The following is a 22465-nucleotide window of genomic DNA, read 5'->3' as shown; positions in this document are numbered from 1 at the left end:
TCATACGTGTTCTTTGTAACGGTAGACATCCGTCCGGGCTTACTTACTTTCAGCCTCGGCTCCTCGGAGATGATTTTCAAATAACGTCTGCACACCGGCTTTCAGCAATATACCGGCTCTCTGGAGAACAGCTCACTATTTTACTCTTTCTCGTCTTCAGATTTGTATACTTTGTTAAAAGTTATTTTATGCCATTTAGCAACTAATTGTCAACTAATTCAAAATATATCCTTATCTTTTTTCCCTATTCTTATACAATTACTTTTCAAATTCTCGCAATGCTGCTAAATTTTCATCATCCTCAATAAGTTCAGCAAAGAATCCCGATTCATCCTCACGAAGGACAAATTCAAGCTCTTCCTTCGCCTCTTCATTTCTATTTAACTGCGCTAAATAACAAGCACGATCATATCTTGCTAACAAATCACTCGCGTCAATTATTAATACTTCATTTGTTATTTTTTCTGCCTGTATCGTTTGGCCGGCACCATGATATGAAGATGCTAAAGAAAGAAGAATTGCTGTTTCATTTGGATGATGTATAGAAGCATTTTCTAATACATGAATTGCCTCTTCAAACCTTTCTTGACTTTGATATATTTCTCCTAAAGCAAGAAATGCTCTACTTACAAACGGTGTTTGCTCTGTTAATTGTAAGATAATCTTTTCTGCTTTTCTTTCTTCCCCTGCTTTAAAGAATACTTGTGCTTGCAGAAGAAGAGTATCATAATCATCTGGTAGTTCTCGAACCATTTGTTTCGTTAATTCCAAAGCATCTCTTAACATATCTTCTTCCTCGCACTCAACGAAAAGATTTACAAGTTGCTTCGCTACGTCATAATCCCATTTATTTTCTAGTGACGTGTGCAGAATCTCTATTGCTTCTTTATTCATCTCTACATTCTCATAAAATAGCGCAAATCGCTGTGCTGCCATACTATTTTTCGGATTTAACTTTAAAGAGATTTCATATAAATCAATTATCATAGTAACCATTGAAATTTCTTTCGCACGATTTTTCATACGATAAAAAGCTCTCGTAATGATAGATCGTTTTGGCTGTTCATGCAGCTGGCGTTCAATCCATATTTCCGTAACCGCAGCTGCAGCATACATGAATGCTGTACTCCTTTCTGCTTTTTTCACCTTTAACGTATGAAGAAAATCTCGTATGTTAGACAATTTTTTATGTTGCTCTACTGCTTTTACATAAACATCAAATATACGTTCATTATCAAAATCTTTTTGTATTACTTTCATTGCAACTTCAATTGCTTTTACATTTCTTTTTTTCACTAATACTTTTGCATAATGATATAGAACTTCTATATGCTCACCATCTAATTGTAGTGCGTATTCAACCTGTGCTTGTTCTTTATCTATTTCATTCATCGCTCCGTACACATACGCAATCGCATCTAAACGCCATATTTCAGGTACTTCGTCCGCTAATTGTTCTAGTTTAGTCAGCAATTCTTCCTGAAGATTCATATCTACTGAAAGCTGTGCTAAATATTCCATATTAATATGCAACGGCTCTTCTTTCATCGCCTGAACCATATGACTTTGTTTTTTAGAACGGTTTTCTTCTTTTTCGTATATTTCCGCAAGCTGTAAATGTACACCTACGAAATTCCCATCAAGCTCTAAACATGTTTCATACGCTTGTTTTGCTTCCGTCAATTGCCCTAATGCCATAAGTGTTTCACCAATTCGGTAATACGGTAATGCCGTTTCCATTTGTTCTATCGCCTTATTATATCTTTTCATCGCTTGGCCGTACTGTCCAATAGATTCATATAAAATACCTGCATAACAACCGTACTCACTTACTTCATTTCTTTCTTTGTGTAACGTTCTTAAAAATGCTATACCTCGTTGTACAAATTCCGTTCCTTTAATTCGATTCACATATTCATCTAACGCACTTACTACATTATAATCACTTTTCTTTATACCATTTTCTAACTTAGATAGTGCTACTTTAAACCCTTCTTCATTTCCACCAAGTTCAATTTCAGCATCCCATAAAACCATTCCTGCATTCATGAGGAAATCTTGGCTCTTTTCAATTTGCTTCTCAAGACCAAGTATATATTCTTTTGCTTCCTTATATTGTTCTCTTGCCATATAAACTTGTGTAAGTCCGAAGTGAGAATAAACATCCTCATCATTTTCTTCTAAAGCACGCTTATACAATACTTCTGCTTCTTCCAAGCTATCATTTTGAAAATGATAATCACCTAATTTTACGTAAAGAGGTGCTTTATCATCACAATTCTCAATACCGTTTAATAAAATTTCTTTCGCACTTTCCTCATCCTTCAAATCAGATTCGTATATTTCCGAAAGTTTCGTATAAATGTAAGGTGCATTACTATCCAAATGAATCGCTACTTTAAGCCCTTTTATTGCTAAATATAATTTCCCTAGTTGATGTGCACATCTCGCTCGTTCATACCATACATGCGCTTCATATTTATACTCTTTTAACAAGTCATTAAAGATTTCATATGCTTCTTCATATCTTTCTAAATCTATTAATATTAAACCGTGATTTGTTAAAGTGAACCTTTCAGGACTACGCTCTAATGCAACTTGAGAGTATTGCAATGCTTTTTCAGATTGATCAATATACATATAGGATAAAGCGAGAAAACTCCAAGCAATAGGCTGATCTGCGTCTAATTGTAACGATAAACGAAAGCTTGAAATCGCTTCTAGATAACTTTCCTGTTCAAACGCATATCTTCCGTTTATTAAATGATATAAAGCACGATTATTTTTCTTCTCAACGCTTGTCAGCATTTGCTCCGCTTTCTCTACTTCTTGAAGACGAATAAAACATTGTGCACCATGCAATTTAACAAAGTCCGAGTTCGGAAACTTTTCCATTAACTTATCGATACAATATAAAATAAATTTTTTATCTACTTCAACATCTAAGTGCTTTATCGTATATAACCACGTATTTGGATTATCACTCGTTTCTTTTAAAAATTGTACTAAGTTACTAATTCCCTCTTTGTCATGTTCATCTAAATGATCCGTAAGAGAAAAAATAGATTTAAAGTAACGATTTTCTTCCTCACTTAGAAACGCTAGTTGCTCCTTCTTTTCTTTCGGAACAAACGTGATTGCTAAACAGCCTGTATAACGATATTTTTCTTGTAATTTACTATATTCCACAAGAACTGGTTCTATAAAGTTTGGATCTTGAACATAGAAAGCTTGCAATGTATCATCATATCCAGATAGAACTTGTACGTGTGAAGCATGCTCAATATCTATACTTAATAAAACAGGAATTCCTTCGTCAATCAGTCTCTTATAATTCTCTTCGTTCCCTTTAAAATAACGATATTCATAACCTAATTCTTCTAAATAAGAAACAGTATCTGAAAACTTCGATCCTGTCATATCAAAAATAAACTCTGCTATTTCATCTTGTGTACGTTTCTCTCCCCATATACGCAACATCATCTCTAAACTTGTCGGAACACAATAATTATCCTTTTGTACAATTGGAACTATCGGCAAGTGAACCTTTTTTCCATCCGGATTTTTTTCTAAATTATGATATAAAGATTCTTTTAAACTCTTTTCTTCTTTTAATAGTTTTTGTAAATCTGCAAATTTATTCATTTTGTACAGTGCTTCTGCACGTAAATGTACAAAGTAAGTATTATAGGCATGATATGGCAGCTGAGTATTTATGTTATCTATTACCGCTAACATCTCTTCATATTGCTCTAAATCTAATAAATACTTTATCTTCTCAAAATGAAAATATAGTACTTGTGGGAATTTTACAATCACATCATCGATTAACTGTATCGCGCGTTTTTGTTCTCCTTTATTCGCATACAATTGTGATAATAAATAGGTAGATAACTCTTCACAATCTTCATGCTGCATGCCAGCAATAAATTGTTCTTCCGCTTTCTCCCATTCACCTGTATGCATATAAACGTAGCCCCATTTATCAAACACTGCGCGCGCACTGTACTCCTCTGCTTTTTGCATATACATTAACGCTTCTTCGTTTCGTTTCATTTCTAAAAGACATCGTACTAACGTAAAATATGTTTTCGCTAAAAAATCTGCATCTATTTCTTCTTTACTTAACTCTTCTAAAGAAGATTTTAACAACTGCTCTGCTTCAAGAATTTTCCGCTCATCAATTAACTCATCACAATATAAAGAGAGCGTTCTCATATTTGGGAATTTTTTATAAGCGTAACGAATGAGGAATGAACTGTATTGGTGCATAAGCCCTTCATCAGTAAGGCGAATTAATATATCGAACTCCTTATGCGAAGGAATATTGGCAAGCCAATTCTTCACATAGGATAAAGTATTCGTTTCTTTTATATATGCAATTTCATTATTTATTTCCTGTAATCCATCTACAAATCTCTTGTCTTTTAAACAAGTTTCTAATTGCTTAAAATCTAGCATGCATTCACCTCGAATTTATATTTAAACTGCTACTTGCTTAGATTTTACACACCATATAGTATGTATTCAACTAAAATCTCTTAAAATGGATGGTATTAATTAATATTATTCAAATTTATAACAAAATATAGTAAAAACGATTGTTTTTCTCCGTATTTTGTTTAATTATATGGAATAACGTAACATGCGGTTTTTATCTTGTAGAAGCTGAAATTAGTACATAAAATTATATCGGCGATAATTCAAATATATCAGCGATTCTTTCATTTTATCGGCGATTTTCAAATTATATCGACCGATTCTTAACATTTATCAGCGATTATATGTCGAATATCGACTTATCGACATTAAACGACAATCCTTATACATCATACCTTTTAACAAACTATGTCACCAAATGTAATTTTCATATTGGGAGCGTATACAAAAGAAGAATACACATGAAATATGTTAAAAAATCGTAGTTCAGCTTCATATTGAGCTAGCGCATTATCATATGTTAATCCTCTGGCTATTAAACGTTCTACAAATTGTTGCTTATCACCCGGATCACCTGCAATCCCCTCTTCTTTTAATGATTGATACAAATCGTTTTTATCATTGTGATGCATATTTGAATCTAAAAAGTTCACTTTATCGCTTACTCTACATTCAATATTTTTCACACCTAATTCACTTAAATATATCGGTATTTTCATGCCTATATTGCCATCTTTACCATTTCTTTGCGTATCACTTTCAAATAATTTCTGCAAAACACCTAGCTGAATAAATTCCGATTGTTTCTCCCCATCTAGTAAATAAGAAGCCATATTAGAAATCCAATGTGGTTCAAAACAGATTATTTTTCCACCCTTTTTAACTGAATGTATCATTTTTTCTAGCATTGTTTCTGGAGTAGTCATATGTAATAAGAAAGCATGACAGATTGCTATATCGTATTTATCGTTCAGTTCAATTTCTGTAGCATCTCCTTCAAGAAATTCTGAATCATACGGAAGTAAACGAAACAACTCTCTGGCTTCAGCTAATAATGTTTCTCCACTATCAATACCTGTATACTTTGAACCTTCTGGGAGCAATGGCATTAATACTAATCCTAAATAACCATATCCACAACCGTAATCAACGATATGTACAGGCTTAGTAATCTTCCAAACTGTATTTACTAAAAAGCTTACATAATCGTCGTTGTAATATAAATCTCTCGTGTTTTTTAAATATGTTAGTTTATTGTTCCAATCATACGTTTCCAACATCTAACGCCTCCTTTTATATACAAAACTAAAGTTCTCTATATAATAGCCGTATTCCTACACTTTTCTTAAAATTTCAAAGCAAAAAAGCTAGTGTATTTTTAATAATACACTAGCTTTTTATTTGGAAGAAAAATTTAACAAGTACAATCACAATCAAAACAATCCGTACAGTCTAAATCGTCACAATCTGCTTTTCTCTTTCTTTTGTTTCTTTTAAGATAATAATACAGTAGCCCAAACAATAGTATACAAATAACAAAAGCTATTATTGCTTCTGTATACTTATTTTGAATCATAAAACCAATTCCACTTCCGCCTGAAATAAAAATTAGAATTAAGTAAATCCAGAACATCTATGTAAATACCTCCATTACTATATATCTTAAGATAATATCCATATAACACTAGAGGAAATGAATAATCCCATACCATTACCGCTTAATACACCAGTAGTTATTCTTAGCAAATTTGAGCTACTTCTCCATTTCCACTTTTGGGTGAACCCATCGATAAGTAACGGAATTTGAGCGAAAAATGATAGTATGATTGCCAAAAGAAATGAAGGTGTCATATAAAAATAAATTGGAAACATTAAAATACCAATAAGCATGCCTGTACAACGCGCACATAAAGGTATGTACTTTTGTAGTTTAAAAAAACTCCTATCTAATCTTCTATGACAAGGAATTTGTAAAATAAAAGTTCGAATCAATATGAATCACCCTCTCTAAAAAGATTTTAATTGATTTTGCAAAAAAAATATATATCCAATAAAAAAACAAACCAGGTTTATACTAGACCCAGTTTGTCAGTTTACTACTATGTTACATTTCCTCAGGTGCCTCCACCCCAAGTAAACGTAATCCTTCTTTTAATACAACCGTCACAGCATAAACCAATGCGAGTCTGCTGTCTTTTTCTTTGCTCTCTTCTAATATACGAACATTACCGTAATATTTATTGAATGATTGTGCTACATCTAATATATATTTCGAAATAATCGATGGCTCATTTTTATTGAAAGCTGCTTCAATTATTTGCGGGAATTTATTTAGTAATTTTACGACACTCCAGCTATGATCGTCTTTTAAAGCAAATGTACATGTTTCAAATTCTACACTTTCTTTTCTTAAAATAGAACAAGCACGTGCATGTGTGTACTGTACGTAAGGTCCTGTTTCTCCTTCAAATTTCAGCATATTTTCTAATGAGAATTCGATATTATGCATACGCTCATTTTTTAAATCGTGGAAGATGACTGCACCAACACCGACTTGCTTTGCTACTTCTTCTTTCTGTTTTAAGTTTGGATTTTTCTCTTCAATATTTTGTTTTGCAAGTTCGATTGCTTCTTCGAGTACTTCTTCAAGTAAAATAACTCTTCCTTTACGTGTCGACATTTTCTTACCATCTTTTAAAATGAAGCCAAACGGTACGTGTTCCATACCATCAACCCAAGTATAGCCAAGTTTTTTTAATACGGTGAAAAATTGATTGAAATGTAAGCTTTGTTCTGGACCAACAACATATAGCGCTTTATCAAACCCATAAGTGTTTTGACGATATAAAGCTGCCGTTAAGTCACGCGTTGCATAAATCGTCGCACCATCTGATTTTCTAATTAAACAAGGCGGCATTCCTTCTTCTTCTAAATTAACGACTAATGCACCTTCTGATTGTTCAAGCAACTCATGTTCTTCTAAAATCCCAATAAAATCTTCCATTAAATTATTATAAAATGCTTCTCCCTGAAAATTAGTAAATTCTACGCCGAGAAGTTCATAAATGCGAGAAAATTCTTTAAGGGACTCATGACGAAACCAATTCCAAAGTTCTACCGCTTCTTCATCACCTTCTTCTAGTTTCTTAAACCAAGCACGTCCTTCTTCTTCTAGTTCTTCGTCGTCTTTTACCTCTTCATGGAATTGGACATATAACTTAAATAGCTCACGTATTGGATCTTCTTTAACTACTGCTTCATTTCCCCATTTTTTATAAGCCGTAATTAACTTTCCAAACTGTGTTCCCCAATCTCCTATATAATTAATCCCTACAACTTCATAGCCACATTTTTCAGCGATATGTTTCAGCGAATTTCCTATCATTGTAGAACGTAAATGCCCCATCGAAAAAGGTTTCGCGATATTAGGAGAGGAATAATCAATTACTACTGTTTTTTCACAGCCAAAGTGGTTTTGACCGAACTCTTCTTTCTCCGCTAAAACTGTTTTTAATACTGCATCACTTACAGTTTCACGATTGAAAAATACATTTACATAAGGACCAACGGCTTCTACTTTCGTAAAAAACGGATCATTGAATTTCTCAGCAACTTCCTTTGCGATAAGAGCTGGTGCTTTTTTATATTGCTTCGCTAATGAAAAGCATGGGAACGCTGCATCTCCAAATTCATCTTGTTTCGGTGTTTCAATTAAATCTAAAATTTGTTTTTGCGTTAATTCATTCGTGAAAATATTAGATAAACTTTCCGCAAACTGCATTTTATAATCCATGATACAACCTCCTTATTTTTTAAAACACAAAAAACTCGTCTCTAAAAAAGAGACGAGTTTTAACCCGTGGTACCACCCTTGTTGTTCGTTACGAACCACTTTCCCGTTTATAACGAGGACAGGGGGCCTCGGCTTTCTCTACTATTCGTTCAAGAAGCATCTCCGAAGTGCGCTTCATCTTTTTCTTCCGTACTAGGCTCACACCATCCCTAGCTCGCTTTCCTTCTAAAAAAGACTACTCTCTTCATCACAGACAGTATATTTAATTAATTATTGCTTATTATACATCTTTTCAAACAATTAGCAAGGGTCAATTACACCAAAGTGAAACTTAGCACTTTTTCTTTTGTATACATAAAAATTGTGTTTTTCAAATCTAGAACTACGAAAATGATCTTTTAAAACGACACGTTTTCTCGCCACTCGTTTTGCCTCCGCAATTGTTTCGTCAGTAATATCATGATACAAAGCGAAGTGTTTTAATCCTTTAATTCCATCGGATTCTATGACAGTTTCTTCAAACATCGGATCAAGGTAAACGACATCGTAACTATTGTCTTCACATTGCGCTAAAAATGAAAAATGCTCCGTTTGCTTTACTTGGATTCTTTGCATTGCTTCATCAATTTCAGAAACAGATGAAGACCATGTTTTCAAACCATTTTCCATAATATAAGCCATATACTCATTGCCTTCAAGTCCTGTTACTTTTCCGCTTTCCCCAACAACATAACTAGCTACAATACTATCTGATGCCATCCCGAGCGTACAATCTAACACTGTCATTCCTCTCTCTAATTGCGTGGCTTGTACAAACGGATCGTGTTCTCCACGCATTAACCTTTTCACACGAAACATCGCTGAGTTCGGATGAAAGAAAAACGATTCTTCCGTACCTTTTGGATAAATAGCTAATCGGTTCTTCCCTACGACAAGCACATCTTGTTCATACTGCTCATGTAGCTTATGTACCGGTATGTCATTACGTTTAACGAAAGAAGCATTTAATTCTGCTGCTACCTCGTTTGCATAATCTGTCATTTCTTTGTTCGTTCTTCCTGCTGTTGTTACGATCATTGTTTCACCTCTATATAAAGAAAAGAGGGAGATTTACTCTCCCCCTTCTTTAGCAATTCTTTTCGAAAGCTTGTTCTAAGTTCGTAATAATTTCGTCCATAGTTGCACCTTCAATTTCATGACGGTGAATAAAGTGAACAACTTCTTTTCCTTTTAATAATGCCATAGATGGTGAAGATGGAGGAATTTCTCCGAAGTATTCACGCATTTTTGCAGTAGCATCTTTATCTTGACCTGCGAATACAGTTACAAGATGATCAGGTTGTTTTTCAGCACGAACAACCGCTTGACCTGCTGATGGACGTGCTAAACCAGCTGCACAACCACAAACAGAGTTTACAACTACTAAAGTTGTACCTGATGTATTTTCCATAAATTCTGTTACAGCTTCTTCTGTAGTTAACTCTTCAAACCCAGAACGCACTAACTCTTGGCGCATTGGGATTACCATTTGGCGCATGTATTCTTCATAAGCATTTGACATCTTGTAATCTCTCCTTCAACTTTCATTCCAAATTCATCATATCACGCTCTATTAATAGGTGCAAAAGAAAGATAACGATGATTTCATTTTTTTGTAGGGATTTCACAAACCCCACCGCGGCAATGTCCCACTGGAACAAGTTTTCTATTATTAGCGATATAATCGTATACTTTACTTCCAAAACCAAGTACGATAGATAGCTTTATAAAAGGAACTGCAAACCAATAAGATGGAACGGCCTTTGCTAATACATCTATGCTCTGAATACCGTCATACCACTTATTATTTTTAAAAATATACAGTCTTTGTTCCATCTTACTTTGTAGTTCTTGAGAAAGCTCATACTTCTCAACTACATCTTCATTTCGAAATGAAACAAATTTCATCTTACCCTTTTTATCTAATTTTTTCGTACGTTCTGCAACGGCCGTACACATCGGACACCAACTATCATAGAAAACAATCATACATTATTCCCCTTTACGAGACTCCGTCATTTGTTTCCATACAGAACCTTTTGCTTCTTCTCCGCCTTCAATACGCTCTAATGCTAGACGTGCTTGCATGGCTACTTCAAACTCTGGATCATCTTGCGCTGCTTTTAATGCTGGAATCGCACTTTCATCTCCAAGTTCAAATAAGAACATCGCTGCACGCCAGCGTACTAATTTACTTGGATCTTTCAGAGATTTAATCATAACGAACATCGCTGCCGGATCACCTACATCTGATAAACAATCTCCTGCAGTACGGCGAACACTTACAGAGCGATCTAACAAAGCTTTATATAATAACGGTAATACTTCATCACCTTTTACCATACCTAAATAAGCTGTTGCTAAACGGCGTATTGAAACTTTTTCATCATCTAACGCCATCTTTAACACTGGAATATCTTCTTCAGTAGGATCCATTTGTTCTAATGCTGCAAAACGATTTTTCCAGTCAGAATCTTTCATCATCTCTTCTGTTACTTTATATGGCTCACGCTTTTGAATCGTTACTTCAACAGCACCTGCTTGATTTAATAATTCTTTAACCGTTTCATTTACACGTTCTTCTGAATAAGCAGCAACAATCTCTTCCACTACTTCTTTCCCAATTTCTTCAAAATTACCGTAACGTGTACTTTGTTCTACCCATTTACGCTCTTTTACAACGTTTGGTGCAGACATTTGCACTTTCATAATTGATTCTTTAAAACGATCTGGTAAGCCAACACGTTCTTCCGATGTTCCATCTGTTAACTTTACTTGCATTGGAATTGTAAAGAACATTTGAACAAACACTTTCACTTCTCCAAAATGAGACAGTTGTTGTTCTTCACTTTCTTCCAATACTTCTTCGCCGAAAACAGCACGAACTTGTTGTAATAAAACTTTCCAGTCATACTTCGCATTTCGCTCCACTGCTAAAAAGTCGGCTACATGATATACACCTTTAATGCCTTCAATTTTCAAAATTTCTTGCACTTGCATTGGTGCTTGTTCTTTATTTTCATTTGTATAATTATTACGTGCTCCTGATGGTAATACTTCATTCAAAATAACTTTCATTGTATTTGGACTTGGCGTCGGTTCAATTGCTTTAATCTTCACGTAAAAAACTCTCCTTTATTGCATGTTCTTAGCTGTATTGTAACATGTTATCACTCTATACTCCTACTCGGATGCTTAATTTTACTACTTTCTTCCCGCTACCATACTATTTCATTCTTTTTACATTTTAAATTAGGAACGGGATTTTAAAAGCTTTCGTTTCCGATGATTTTTATTTTTTATCCATTTCTTGAGGCATCGCCATTATTTTTGAAAAAAACACGCTAAACAAAAAAATATAATAAGCTATCCATATGGATAGCTTATTTACATAATTTTCGTTATCGGTAGCAACAAAAAGGAGGATTCCTTACTCTCAGAAGGAATCCCTTTTTTATTTTCTATCACTCGATTCATCTTTTTATACATTCCTATCCTGTGATGGGTTTTACGGTTCTCGTTTGTTACTGGATTAGCCAAAAAACGTTATAAAATTTTGTATACTCTTTACTTGTTTTTTCAAAAAAGCTGGCGGTATCCCCTCTTTAAGTTTATTAAAATACTTTCCACAATTTTTTCCGAAGCTATTACTTCAAATCACCTTTTATTACGATGCCCCCTCCCGCCTTCTCTCCAAAAAGGTAATACTCTCAATCACAACTTCAGTTCTATATATTCTCTTGCCTTGTTCATCATCGTAATTACTAGTCTGAATACGCCCTGTAATCCCAACGAGTGATCCCTTTTTACAATATTCAGTTACATTCTCAGCCGATTTGCGCCAAACGACACAATTAATAAAATCGACTTGTTGTTCACCTAAACTATTTCGAAATCCTCTATTCACCGCAACACATATTCGTGCATAAGCGACGCCTTGTTTTGTGTAGTATAATTCTGGCTCCTTTGTCAATCTACCGATTAATACAACTCGATTCATCATAAGTTATACCACCTCACATGTTTTTCTTCATTGTAAGGAGAAATGTTTGAATGGTAAAAAGCACAAAATGATATATCCGTAAGTAAAAAGTATTATTTTAGACCTTACAAAACAAAAAAAGAAACCATACATAGTTCAAACATGTATGGTTTCAAAATTTATTACACTTCAGTACAAGATATGTAATATCCTCCGCGAGCCATCTTTATTTCAGCACGGTACATTGCATTTTCTAAGTAGAAAGTAATCGGTTTAACTTTACTCTCAAATTTTAGTCTTTCATTGCATTCAGCTGCATATCCTTCAATCGCTGAAGTAATAACTTTTGATGATGGATACGTTAAAGCTTCATCTAGTTCTATGAAAAAACTTTTAGAAAATAGTTTTTTCATAATCCCCTTCTTCTCTTTCATCATATTCCATCTCCTTCACTTCAAGTTGCTATCATCCATATTATACCATACATTCAATATATCTTTGAAAATAAAAAAATCCTGCATTTTTCATGCAGGATTTTTTTATTAGTCATTTTTCGTAAAGTAAGAAACGAAACGAAGAATTTCTAAGTATAACCATACTAATGTAAGCATTAGTCCCATCGCAGTATACCACTCCATATATTTCGGAGCTTGACTACGTACACCATTTTCGATTAAATCGAAATCTAGTAATAAGTTTAATGCAGCAACTACAATAACAACTGCACTAATAATAATACCGATTGTACCACCTTGGTGAATGTATGGAACAGTTACACCAAACATATTTAGTAGGAATACGACTAAATACATAACCATAATTCCAAGTGTTGCTGCCATCACGCCTGTACGGAATTTATCCGTTACTTTTACTACGCGTGTTGCATATAACACTAACATTGCAAATAGAATTGAGATTGTTAGTAATACAGCATTTAAAACGATAGAATCGCCAAATTTCATTGTATAAACTGCTGAAATACTTCCTAACACAACCCCTTCTACCGCTGCATAGATTGGTGCACCAAAAGGTGAAATGCGCGGGAAGAACATAGACGCAAATGCGATGATTGCCGCAACGATTAAAGCACCAATTAATACTGGCATCTTCATCGTCCCCTGCATCATCTGTATGTATGAATAGACAGACGTTGCAAGTAGCAAGATAAGCATAATGAACGTTTTGCCTACTGTTCCGCCAATCGTCATCGCAGAAGCACTTGCTCCCTCTTTACGGAATGCCTCTTTTTTCAACATTGGATTAGATGTTCTCATTTTTTCCCTCCTAAAATAGGTTCTACCAATAGTGTAAAGTTTTTCTCTTTACTTTTCAATATATGCAGCTTGTTTTTATTTTAATCCTTCAACGATGTCTGATAGTTCACTCCATCTTTCCATCTTTTTTTCTAGCTCTTCTTCTGTTTTCTGCTGTGCTTCAGATAATTCTTGTGCCTTTGTGAAGTCAGATCCAACTTTCGCAAGTTCTTCTCCAATTGACTCAATTTTCTCTTCAAGTTCGGCAATTGTATCTTCAATCGTTTCCCATTCACGCTGTTCATTGTATGAAAGTTTACGTTTACGTTGTTGTTTTGGCGCTTCTTCTACAACTTTTTTCTCTTTTTGAACTTCCGCTTTCTCCATAAGTTCTCTCGTTTTTTCCATTTCTAAATAATCTGTATAACTACCTAGAAACTCACGCACTTCGCCTCCGCCAGTAAAGATGAACAGTTCATCTACTACTTTATCTAAGAAGTAACGGTCATGCGATACAGTTAAAACGACACCTGGGAAATCTTCTAAATAATCTTCTAGTACTGTTAATGTTTGTGTATCTAGATCATTCGTAGGTTCATCAAGTAAAAGTACGTTTGGTTCTCCCATTAAAATACGTAATAAATATAAACGTCTTCTTTCACCACCAGATAGTTTACCAAGCGGTGTACCATGTGAATGAGTCGGGAATAAGAAACGTTCTAACATTTGAGATGCACCAATTACTTTTCCATCTGTCGTATGAATAACTTCTGCAATCTCTTTAATGTATTCAATCATACGCTGATTTAAATTCATCTCTTCATTTTCTTGCGTATAATAAGCAACTTTTACAGTTTGTCCTACTTCCACTTCACCACTATCAGGAGATAACTTACCTGCAAGCATATTTAATAGGGAAGATTTCCCGCTTCCATTCGCCCCAATAATTCCGATACGATCACCCGGTTTCACAATATGATTAAAATTATGTAATACCGTCTTATCGCCAAATTTTTTCGTTACATCTTTTAACTCAAGTACTTTCTTTCCTAGACGACTTCCGCTTAGTGCAATATCAACTGACTGTTTTGCAGCTGGTCCTTCTTGTGCCTTTAGCTCATCAAAACGCTGAATACGCGCCTTTTGTTTCGTAGAACGGGCTTTTGCACCACGACGAATCCAAGCAAGTTCACGACGATATAAATTTTGGCGTTTCGATTCTTGTGCCAATTCTTGCTCTTCACGAAGTGCTTTCGCTTCTAAAAATGTACTATAGTTTCCTTCGTAGCTATATAGTTTACCATTATCTAATTCAAAAATACGATTCGTCACACGATCTAAGAAATAACGATCATGGGTTACAAGTAATACCGAACCTGTATATCTCGCTAAATATTCTTCTAACCATTCAACTGTCTCGTGGTCAAGATGGTTCGTAGGCTCGTCTAAAATTAATAAATCCGGTGTTTCAATAAAACATTGTGCCATTGCGATACGTTTTTTCTGTCCACCAGATAAATTCCCAACAATTGCAGTGAAGTCCGTAATTCCTAATTTCGTTAAAAGAGATTTCGCATTTGCATTTGCTTCCCATGCACTCATTGCATCCATACGTTGCTGCACTGCAAATAATTGTTCCTGTACTTTTTCATTACTTGGATCTTTTTCAATATTTAATAGTGCTTTTTCATAATCACGAAGAAGACGAATTAAAGGTGTATCGCCATGGAACACTTGCTCTAATACTGTCAGTTTTTCATCAAACTCTGGTTGCTGTGATAAATAACTAATTGTATACCCACGTGAATGCGTCATATCACCTGTATCAGGAGTTTCTAATCCCGCAATAATTTTTAATAATGTCGATTTACCAGTTCCGTTTACACCAATAATTCCGACACGTTGTCCTTCTGTAATACTACATGATAATCCATCAAATAACGGCTTTTCTCCATATGATTTTGATAAGTTCTCCACAGTTAACATTTTCATATTTGTGCATTCCACTCTTTCATAAATTGTTCAATAAACTGTTCCATATAAAGATGACGAATTTCAGCCTCTTGTTTTGCTGCATTCGTATTCATTAAATCTTTTAATTTCAAAAGTTTTTCATAAAAATGATTTAAAGATGGATCATTATTTTTTCTATACTCTTCTTTCGTCATTTCTTCACGCGGCGGAATAGTTGGGTCATACATTAATCTCCCTTTCGCCCCGCCATATGCAAATGTACGAGCAATTCCTATTGCACCAAGAGCATCTAAACGATCCGCATCTTGAACAATTTTCCCTTCAAGTGACTCTACTGTGCCGCCATGGCCACCTTTATAAGACATATTGGCGATGATATGAAGAATATGTTTACTTTCCTCTTCTTCAACACGTAGCTCTTCTAACCAATCAGAAACTTTTTTCATTCCTGCTTCTTCACTTTCATTTAGCTTTTCATCTGCCACATCGTGAAGTAATGCTGCCATTTCAATTATAAAACGATTTCCACCTTCTTGCTCAGATAAAGAAATCGCCATTTTATGTACACGTTCAATATGATACCAATCATGCCCACTCGCATCTTTTTCTAAAATATGTTTTACAAAAGTAATTGTTTTTTGAATTTTTTCTTGTTTTGTCATTTTATCTTCACCCAGTTACTTATTGTAACACGCCCGCATTTTTTCATCACATATTTTCTTGTCCGCCCATACACTAGGTGGTAGGCATCATCATGAAGGAGGAATAAACATGTTCTATAATAATCAACCGCCTTATCCAAGGCAACCATTGTATCCTCAACAACAAGAACAGAGATACACAGAACAATACGAAGAACAAGAGTTACAACAGCAAGAGCAACAACATGACGAAACCCCATATGCAACAACGCAAAACCAAGAAACTGAATTTCAACAAAATCCATATGACACACGTCCAAATTATGAATATCCTCAAAATCCATATGCAGCACCACAAAATCAAGAACAGCGATATCCTCAAAATCCATATGTAATACCACAAAACCAAGAACAACAATATCCACAAAATCCATATGTAGCACCACAAAACCAAGAACAACAATATCCACAAAATCCATATGTAGCACCACAAAACCAAGAACAACAATATCCACAAAATCCATATGTAGCACCACAAAACCCATACACAACTCAGCCACAACAACCGCAATATCAACAACAAATGTATCAACCAAACTACGACGCACGTGTCTCACCACCTAAACCACCAACAATAGATCCAACTCAACCACAAATTTTACCGCCCGGACCAACACTAGACATTACACAACCACAAATCTTACCACCTGGACCAATTACTGAACCAACACAACAACAAATTCAACAAGTTGTCGGTACACAATTTTTACCTTTCAAGAAACCTGTACTAGATTTCGTAAAACCATGGGTAGATTACGGTTTAAATGAAGCAAAACATACATCACACGAACACGCATTAACAGAAGTTGCTGCGATTATGTTTTTAGTTGGTAAAGGCTTCAATCCGACGATTGCACATTATATCGTTGAATCTTGGGAGAAGAATGAGCAGTTTTAGGGTTGTTTATTTGATAAAATATAAAAAACACAAAAGTGCCAAACCCCTTATACCACAAGGGTTTTGGCACTTTTTAATATCTAAAACAAATTTTATTGAAATAATTATTTTTATAGATTTTCATACTTTTTTATATAGTACGTGAACATATACAGTACAAAAATACACCTTTGTATACACATTTTTAGAAACATCTTACGTTTATCAAACAATAACCAAAAGACGTACCTGCAACCTCATCATATAAATAATAGATATTAAAAAGAGGACACTATAAGCGCCCTCTTCCTTAGGTTTTAAATATGTTCTCCATGATCCATAAACACTTCAATTGCTTCGTTTTGTGGTATGTCTTTTGCATTAGTAAGACCAAAAGTAAAAACAGCGGATAACATCATCATTAATAAGATTGCTTTTTTCATTTTAGCGCCCTTCTTTCTATGCTCTTTTTGTCTGCATCTAAAGCGATGTGCAAATACTTGCTTGCTTTTCTATGATTTTCTGAACCATAGAATATTTCACCTAAAAGAGAAGCATATTCTTTTACCCAATCATATAATTCTTCTTTTTCAAAATACGAAATACCTTCTATAACCACATTTTCTAATTCTTCTTGCGGTACATAGTTATGTACTGCTTTTAAAATTCGGAAATGATGACGATAACATAAGTCGCTAATCTTATAGCCATTCTCAATATATTCATTAGCGATATCACTATAACCTAACTTAAAATGTTCTCTTGCTAAAAGAAACATAGTTTTAGCGTTATTTTCTAATGAATCCTCTAAGTGTTTAATTGCTAACTCTGGCATGTTTTGACTTGCGTATAAAAGTCCTAAATTATGCTTAACTCGTTTAATAAGAAGTTCATCATTAGATTTTTGGAAGGTACCTAGTGCTGAAAGTAAATATTCCTCTGCACTTTCGAATTCATTTAGTCGAATGTGTGCCATTCCTAAAGTATTTAAGCATGCTGCAGTTTTTAATTCATACCCTGGACTAATTGAAAATACTTCATTCGCCTTTGTAGCAAATTGAACTGCTAGGATCGGTTTTAATACGTGATAGTAATGGACTGCAAGCCAATAATTAAATTCTGCTTTTTCAATTTCATCATGCATGTATTCTAAAAACGTTTCAGCTTTTTCAAATTGCATTCTTGCTTCACTATGGTTTGCTTTATTAATAGCGTAAATTGCTTTAAATAAATGATGATAGTACTCTAAAAATGTTTCTGTAGACTCTGGTAAAGGCTCGATTTTGTCCAGAATATCTTTTGTACTATCCATATCCCGAATTAGCAGTTTATACCGTGCATTCAATAAAGCGTAGTAGACTAATATTGTTTGGTCTTCCTTAATATTATTGATTTTATTTGCAATATCTTCTTTTATTTTCTGAGACTGTAATACACGTTGTGAAATCATAGCTTGATACCATTCGTTTAATAATTTTGTGATTTCTTCTTTAGAAATAATGTCAACACTCATCTACTTCTACCCCCTTTTGTTAAATGTTATCATGACATGCTTGTTTGCATAAATAAGTTTTTGAATATTCTAACTTAAAAAAATTATTTTTGAATATTCATGTTAACAAAATGGTCCCTTTTCAAACCTCAAAAAAGAACACACGTTTGTTTGTAGTGGAGTTAAAAAAACAAAAGTGAGGTATTACATCATGGGATATAACAGCTTTCCTGTAGTACGTGGAAGAGGTATGGTGAAATGGAATCCGTTTGCTTCAATACCGGAGCAATACGAGGAAATACATAGAATGTTTGAGGAACAATATAAAGTACCTAAACCTTTTTTAACACAAGATACTATGGAACGAATAGAAAGAGCGTTAATGCAATCTTTTCACGAGGAAGAAGAAATACATATCTCATACTATCGTGATGGAATGGTGCAAGACATGTACATAAATGTATTACATATTGAACCGATGACGAAAACTATATATTGTACAGATGCCTTTGGTTTGAATACTAAGTTTAAGTTTGATGAATTGGTGAATATAAATTAAAAGAAGCCGCCCGACAGGACTGAAGTGCACCCCAATTGTTAGACACAGCCTAACAATTGGGGTGCACTTCACATATATAGGTGGCTTTTGTACGACAAAAAAAAGAGCTCTGCTATACAGCAGAGCAAAAGAAAAATATATAACCCTATGAAAATAATACAAATTATTGATACTTTCAAAAGACGAAATTTAAATTTCCATCACAATAATAGCTATGTTTAAGTATGAAACATTCTACCTTCACTATAGCTATGAATATTCTTATTTTAGAATTCCATAGTATCCAAATAGCTCTTTGAGAGATACCTCAATACCGAACTTCTTCAAAGAATCTTTTCTTTGTTCAAAGAGAAGTTCTAAAACTTTTTTCTTATCTTTGTCTCTTCCATAATGAATCAACCTATGACAGTTCGGACATATACTAACTATATTTCCAACAACATCTAAACTATTTTCAAAATCATGTTGCATTCTTAACGGTATTAGATGATGGGCCTCCATATAATTTTTTCGGCTGGCTTCCGATACAAATGTTTCATGTGTGTCATCTATTTCACATTTAAATTCTGCCTGTTTAATAGCTTGTTTAGCTTTTTTCGGATCACGAGGCCATACTTCCCTACCAGATTCCATTTTAGTTTTTTTTCGATTTTCCGATTTCTCTTCTTCTGCAATCTTTACTTTACTAAAATCCGAATCAATATTAGTAAATCCTTGTGGTGTATGGTTCAATTTGTAGCCAAAGAAAGCTGCGAATTCGATTGCTTTAATGTTTACAGGTTTTAGGTCCTTAATAAAATAGATGTATTCCCAAGTTTCATCATTATCGTTTGTTTTCTAAATTTTTCTAGCCACATCTGGGTTATGAGTCTTAGCAAAAATTGTCCCGAAAAACTTAAATTCCCCTTTAGAATATGCTAAAATCCCGTCACCCTCTTTTAACTTTTCCCATCTATCAACATTTGAAGAACCAGGAGTTGCTCCCCACATACATACATTCTCATGTAATTCATTATCTTTAAGTTTAGTTACTGTATCGGCATCTAAATCTGCTAAACATGTAGAAATAGGATATGTTTTTTCAATAGTAGCTTCCAAATTTTTTATAGCACTATCATTACTTGCAGTAAAAAGATATAACATATTTAATTCCACCTTTTTTAAATTTCATTATATTTCTTTTTAGAGTCTCGAGATTTCTCTACTGGATATTTTTTATTATTTTTTCTATTTTGTTTATAATAATCTCTTCTAAGTCAATATCCAATTGATCTGCCAACTCATCTTTCATGTCTTCTTTTTTTGTTTCTACAGCTTCCTCACTGCTTTTCCACTGAAAATTCTCCAACAACTCACTCGCCTCTAAAGAAAGAGAAATAGCTAAATCTTTAGGATTGTGGAACTGCTTCCAGTTCCTATCATCCCGAAATTTTAGGACTTTCTCTAAAATAGTTTGATTCATTTTTTGAATCCCCCAGTTACTTTTCATTGGTAAACTCTTCTATTTATCAGGTAAACTATCATAAAAACGTTCAATGGCCGCTACTAAAACTAAATCTTCTAAATGAGCAGTTTTAGGGTTGTTTATTTTTAAAAACATCAAAAATACCAAATCCCTTATATCACAAAGGATTTGGCATTTTTAAGTATCTAGAACACACGCTAAATTTAAGGAGAAATTAACAGACATGCGTCCGGCATAATGCCGTGTCCACACCCAAGGATCGGTTACATAAAATAACGTATCTAACATGGGAAGTCTATTGGTCTTTTCCCCTTATAGTAACACTCTCTTCTACTAAGACCTTTTCTTTCTAGGACCTACAATTAATTTAATCGCCGTTCTTTCTTCATTATTGATAGAAATCTCTTGAAATGCTGGTACGAAGGCTAAGTCAATACCACTTGGAGCGACGAACCCTCTTGCAATCGCAATTGCTTTAATCGCTTGATTTATAGCTCCAGCCCCAATCGCTTGAATTTCCACATTACCACTTGTTCTTAGTACACCCGCTATTGCACCCGCGACTGAATTTGGGCTTGATTTTGAAGATACCTTTAATATATTTTCCATGTAAGTTGCTCCCTCTATTATTTAATCTCTCTTTCGTTACAATTTTAAATATTTTAGCGTATCTTTAATTACTATTCACACCAAAAACAAACGATGCTTCATATGTACATTATTCTATATTTTCTGACTTCTTCCTGCTCAGCTACGCAAATAAAAAAATAAACTGAATAACCTAATATACATACAGTTAAATGTCATAACTTCACCAAATGATAACATCCATACAGCTAAAGATAATATTGCTGTTTTGTCAGACTAAATAAATATAGTAAATTGAAATTTTAATGAGTGGGGGTTTAATTCATCCCCCACCTAACTTCTTTGCTTTCGCTGAATTTTGAGATGGGAGTCTTACTGCTCGAAAAATAGCGGGATAAACGTTTCCTCGTTACTTCAATCTATTTAGAAATTCCATTTATTTTTCTATCAAATTATGAACCTTATCATCTTCAAAAGGTGTTACAGGTAATACCCAAATACTACATTTCATCATTTGACCACTTTATATTCCACATCTATCTCCTTTTATAGTACAAGCATACACGCCAATTTTGATTCATCTTCATAAACTACTATGTGGTTTAAATTTATTAAGAATAGGAGGTAATATATTGGGTTCATACTATCATTCTTCAAACTCGTATAAAAAATGCTCATGCAAATCTTCTTCCAGTTCAAATAAAAAATGTTCATGTGACCATTCACATAAACGAAGCTGTCCTGCATACGGAACTTTTTGGCAAACTGAATTTATAACTGTTCCTTTTGGCGATCCTTTTCCATTTAATCACGTTGGACCTTTAGCAGGAGGCGTTTCCTTACTAAACCCTACTACTATACAATTTAGACAAGCTGGTGATTATAGAGTTTCGTTCATTTCCAGTATTAATACTACTTTAAATCCTGTATTTCCACATATCCCAGTCATAACTATATTTTTAAATAACAATCCACTTGCTAATAGTCAAGGTGACTTCGCTATTCAAATGAATACTTCATCAAATAACGAATGTCTTCAACTCATTGGCGAAACGATTGTTACAGTGCCAGCTAATTCAACTCTTCAACTTAGAAATAATAGTGGCTTTAATCGTCAAAGTATTGTAACTTGTGACAATGGTATAAATTCAGTTGAATTAACAGTTACAAAACTAAGTTAATATTATTTCTTTACATTCAGATGCTATTTCAGCATCTTTTTTTATTGAATAACAGTTTTCTTCGACTTTTATTATCTTTCATCACGCAAAAAAAGTGCAGAATTCTTTCTAACACAAGATT

General features: G+C 34.0%; 23 protein-coding genes and 2 other annotated features (1 of these 25 running past the window's edge). Of the genes, 3 read left to right on the top strand and 20 right to left on the bottom strand.

The window, feature by feature from the left end; genetic code table 11:
• Positions 1 to 166 (bottom strand) — a binding site (T-box leader) (it extends 75 nt beyond the left edge of the window).
• Positions 167 to 258: 92 nt separating this feature from the next.
• From DN404_RS19805 to DN404_RS19740, 14 genes are all read right to left on the bottom strand, one after another.
• Positions 259 to 4461: a bacteriocin-processing peptidase family protein gene (locus tag DN404_RS19805; RefSeq protein ID WP_149215368.1), complete on the bottom strand. Its 4203-nt coding sequence runs from the start codon at positions 4459 to 4461 to the stop codon at positions 259 to 261.
• 377 nt (positions 4462 to 4838) lie between these two features.
• Positions 4839 to 5717: a class I SAM-dependent methyltransferase gene (locus DN404_RS19800; protein WP_025709739.1), complete on the bottom strand. Its 879-nt coding sequence runs from the start codon at positions 5715 to 5717 to the stop codon at positions 4839 to 4841.
• Between the two features lie 137 nt (positions 5718 to 5854).
• Positions 5855 to 6073, bottom strand: coding sequence for a hypothetical protein (locus tag DN404_RS19795; RefSeq protein ID WP_000498601.1), 219 nt, complete (start codon positions 6071 to 6073; stop codon positions 5855 to 5857).
• Positions 6074 to 6102: 29 nt separating this feature from the next.
• Positions 6103 to 6432, bottom strand: coding sequence for a DUF2085 domain-containing protein (locus tag DN404_RS19790; protein WP_000621475.1), 330 nt, complete (start codon positions 6430 to 6432; stop codon positions 6103 to 6105).
• 112 nt (positions 6433 to 6544) lie between these two features.
• Entirely contained in the window at positions 6545 to 8233 is a 1689-nt protein-coding gene (gene argS / locus DN404_RS19785) for an arginine--tRNA ligase (RefSeq protein ID WP_000384910.1), read from the bottom strand.
• A 45-nt stretch (positions 8234 to 8278) separates the two neighbouring features.
• Positions 8279 to 8493: a binding site (T-box leader), on the bottom strand.
• A 40-nt stretch (positions 8494 to 8533) separates the two neighbouring features.
• Positions 8534 to 9310: a class I SAM-dependent methyltransferase gene (locus tag DN404_RS19780; protein WP_000637459.1), complete on the bottom strand. Its 777-nt coding sequence runs from the start codon at positions 9308 to 9310 to the stop codon at positions 8534 to 8536.
• 49 nt (positions 9311 to 9359) lie between these two features.
• Positions 9360 to 9794 (bottom strand): BrxA/BrxB family bacilliredoxin, encoded by a 435-nt coding sequence (locus DN404_RS19775; protein WP_000063706.1) that lies wholly within the window; start codon positions 9792 to 9794, stop codon positions 9360 to 9362.
• Between the two features lie 83 nt (positions 9795 to 9877).
• Complete coding sequence (locus tag DN404_RS19770; protein WP_000634884.1) at positions 9878 to 10261, bottom strand: thiol-disulfide oxidoreductase DCC family protein; 384 nt, start codon at positions 10259 to 10261, stop codon at positions 9878 to 9880.
• Between the two features lie 3 nt (positions 10262 to 10264).
• A complete protein-coding gene (locus tag DN404_RS19765) occupies positions 10265 to 11392 on the bottom strand; it encodes a conserved virulence factor C family protein (RefSeq protein WP_000692566.1) in 1128 nt (375 codons plus the stop codon).
• A 547-nt stretch (positions 11393 to 11939) separates the two neighbouring features.
• Positions 11940 to 12275 (bottom strand): single-stranded DNA-binding protein, encoded by a 336-nt coding sequence (locus DN404_RS19760; RefSeq protein WP_000982018.1) that lies wholly within the window; start codon positions 12273 to 12275, stop codon positions 11940 to 11942.
• A 161-nt stretch (positions 12276 to 12436) separates the two neighbouring features.
• The gene (locus DN404_RS19755) at positions 12437 to 12691 is read right to left on the bottom strand and encodes a DUF4318 domain-containing protein (RefSeq protein WP_000975137.1); all 255 of its coding nucleotides are present in this window, start codon (positions 12689 to 12691) and stop codon (positions 12437 to 12439) included.
• A gap of 105 nt (positions 12692 to 12796) precedes the next feature.
• Positions 12797 to 13528, bottom strand: coding sequence for a Bax inhibitor-1/YccA family protein (locus tag DN404_RS19750; RefSeq protein WP_001260655.1), 732 nt, complete (start codon positions 13526 to 13528; stop codon positions 12797 to 12799).
• 75 nt (positions 13529 to 13603) lie between these two features.
• Positions 13604 to 15499, bottom strand: a complete 1896-nt coding sequence (locus DN404_RS19745; protein WP_000783169.1) for an ABC-F family ATP-binding cassette domain-containing protein — start codon at positions 15497 to 15499, stop codon at positions 13604 to 13606.
• Entirely contained in the window at positions 15496 to 16143 is a 648-nt protein-coding gene (locus tag DN404_RS19740) for an HD domain-containing protein (RefSeq protein ID WP_000165965.1), read from the bottom strand. Before DN404_RS19740 ends, DN404_RS19745 begins: the two co-directional genes overlap by 4 nt.
• Before the next feature lie 109 nt (positions 16144 to 16252).
• On the opposite strand from DN404_RS19740, the gene DN404_RS19735 reads away from it, so the two are divergent.
• Positions 16253 to 17080, top strand: a complete 828-nt coding sequence (locus DN404_RS19735; RefSeq protein WP_086412143.1) for a hypothetical protein — start codon at positions 16253 to 16255, stop codon at positions 17078 to 17080.
• A gap of 296 nt (positions 17081 to 17376) precedes the next feature.
• Here the strand turns inward: DN404_RS19735 and DN404_RS19730 are convergent, their stop codons facing one another.
• The gene (locus DN404_RS19730) at positions 17377 to 17502 is read right to left on the bottom strand and encodes an aspartate phosphatase (RefSeq protein ID WP_000709201.1); all 126 of its coding nucleotides are present in this window, start codon (positions 17500 to 17502) and stop codon (positions 17377 to 17379) included.
• Positions 17499 to 18572, bottom strand: a complete 1074-nt coding sequence (locus DN404_RS19725; RefSeq protein WP_049107464.1) for a response regulator aspartate phosphatase — start codon at positions 18570 to 18572, stop codon at positions 17499 to 17501. The genes DN404_RS19730 and DN404_RS19725 overlap by 4 nt, the downstream gene beginning before the upstream one ends.
• Before the next feature lie 190 nt (positions 18573 to 18762).
• Between DN404_RS19725 and DN404_RS19720 the strand changes: the two genes are divergently transcribed.
• Positions 18763 to 19110 (top strand): YolD-like family protein, encoded by a 348-nt coding sequence (locus tag DN404_RS19720; RefSeq protein ID WP_000541073.1) that lies wholly within the window; start codon positions 18763 to 18765, stop codon positions 19108 to 19110.
• 261 nt (positions 19111 to 19371) lie between these two features.
• Here DN404_RS19720 and DN404_RS19715 read toward each other — a convergent pair whose 3' ends face one another.
• From DN404_RS19715 to DN404_RS19700, 4 genes are all read right to left on the bottom strand, one after another.
• A complete protein-coding gene (locus tag DN404_RS19715; protein WP_006929631.1) occupies positions 19372 to 19842 on the bottom strand; it encodes an HNH endonuclease in 471 nt (156 codons plus the stop codon).
• Positions 19843 to 19947: 105 nt separating this feature from the next.
• Positions 19948 to 20253, bottom strand: a complete 306-nt coding sequence (locus DN404_RS19710; protein ID WP_000966113.1) for a hypothetical protein — start codon at positions 20251 to 20253, stop codon at positions 19948 to 19950.
• 58 nt (positions 20254 to 20311) lie between these two features.
• Positions 20312 to 20599 (bottom strand): nucleoside triphosphate pyrophosphohydrolase family protein, encoded by a 288-nt coding sequence (locus tag DN404_RS19705; protein WP_002025705.1) that lies wholly within the window; start codon positions 20597 to 20599, stop codon positions 20312 to 20314.
• 309 nt (positions 20600 to 20908) lie between these two features.
• Positions 20909 to 21184 carry a stage V sporulation protein S gene (locus tag DN404_RS19700; protein ID WP_000427801.1) on the bottom strand — a complete coding sequence of 92 codons (276 nt, stop codon included), beginning with the start codon at positions 21182 to 21184 and terminating at the stop codon, positions 20909 to 20911.
• 611 nt (positions 21185 to 21795) lie between these two features.
• On the opposite strand from DN404_RS19700, the gene DN404_RS19695 reads away from it, so the two are divergent.
• Complete coding sequence (locus DN404_RS19695) at positions 21796 to 22344, top strand: hypothetical protein (RefSeq protein ID WP_016122400.1); 549 nt, start codon at positions 21796 to 21798, stop codon at positions 22342 to 22344.
• Positions 22345 to 22465 lie beyond the last annotated feature (121 nt).

Origin of the sequence: Bacillus sp. TE8-1 (genome assembly GCF_008368855.1) — a bacterium.
Taxonomy (GTDB): Bacteria; Bacillota; Bacilli; order Bacillales; family Bacillaceae_G; genus Bacillus_A; species Bacillus_A cereus.
The sequence above is the reverse complement of the archived record's forward strand: the minus strand, read 5'-3'. Positions and strand labels throughout refer to the sequence as shown.